This window comes from Herbiconiux daphne (assembly GCF_024979295.1).
Taxonomy (GTDB): Bacteria; Actinomycetota; Actinomycetes; order Actinomycetales; family Microbacteriaceae; genus Herbiconiux; species Herbiconiux daphnes.
Genome location: NZ_JANLCJ010000824.1, coordinates 1 through 518, shown reverse-complemented (window position 1 = coordinate 518; position 518 = coordinate 1). Strand labels below are relative to the sequence as shown.

2 protein-coding genes are annotated in these 518 nt (G+C 47.5%); both read left to right on the top strand.

The window, feature by feature from the left end; genetic code table 11:
• The coding region (locus N1032_RS27895; RefSeq protein ID WP_259543991.1) for a hypothetical protein at nucleotides 1-275 on the top strand (275 nt) is incomplete at its 5' end.
• Entirely contained in the window at nucleotides 250-513 is a 264-nt protein-coding gene (locus N1032_RS27890; protein ID WP_259543990.1) for a hypothetical protein, read from the top strand. The genes N1032_RS27895 and N1032_RS27890, both read left to right, overlap by 26 nt.
• Nucleotides 514-518: the final 5 nt, after the last annotated feature.

The window sequence follows — 518 nt, the reverse complement described above, 5'->3', positions numbered from 1 at the left end:
AACGCTTACTTAGATATTGTCCGATCCGGATCAGCATGCAAAATATGGGCTATCTTGCTGCATTTGGAAACCCTCGCTTCGCTGGCTGGATGCCCGTAGCGGGGGTTTTTCCTATCTGCGGTATAGTAAAATCAAATGCTTACTTGAATGCATGTAATGTTTACCTGGTAAACACTAAAAATAGTTTTGCAAAACTAATTTTCCGGGGTATTATCTCCTTCGTTAACCCAACCACGAAGGAATTACCCAATGAACAACATGATCCCCTCTTCTGAAATCCGCAACATCAAGCCTGAAGGCTTCGGCTTCGCAATGCTGGATTTCTTCCCTGGCGCTTTCGTCGTAATGGAAGAATGCTCCTACGATGAACCCTACGAAATCGCCCGCTTCGCGCATACTGGCGGTGCAATCTCCCGCGCTGAAGCGTTCGATAAGGCTCTGACTAAAGCCCGCCTGAGCCAGAAGTATGACGGATCGCAATGCGATTACAATGTATACGAAGAAACCCGCTAAGGCGG

Excerpts from the sequence above, each read along its gene's own strand:
- N1032_RS27890 (WP_259543990.1), top strand. The coding sequence starts at position 250 with ATGAACAACATGATCCCCTCTTCTGAAATCCGCAACATCAAGCCTGAA.